We start from the raw sequence: 230 nt of genomic DNA, 5'->3' as shown, positions 1-230 counted from the left end.
TACGACGTTGATAGGTTGGGTGTGTAAGCGCTGTGAGGCGTTGAGCTAACCAATACTAATTGCCCGTGAGGCTTGACCATATAACACCCAAGCAATTTGCTGACGCAGATTGCGGTGGTGAAGATGATACGAACCGAAAGTTCGCAACGAACCACAAATATCGCATATCCGGATTCGCTGGGCTGTCCATCTGGACATTCTGGCTACAGAATTTCTTGACGACCATAGAG

The 230-nt window shown here is 48.3% G+C and carries 1 rRNA gene; it reads left to right on the top strand.

What is annotated here, in order from left to right:
* A 23S ribosomal RNA gene (locus tag JOY50_RS29445) occupies nucleotides 1-80 on the top strand; the annotation flags it as partial.
* Nucleotides 81-230 lie beyond the last annotated feature (150 nt).

It is taken from the genome of Pseudomonas sp. BP01, assembly GCF_022760795.1.
GTDB lineage: Bacteria > Pseudomonadota > Gammaproteobacteria > Pseudomonadales > Pseudomonadaceae > Aquipseudomonas > Aquipseudomonas putida_Q.
This window is presented reverse-complemented; position numbering and strand designations above follow the sequence as displayed.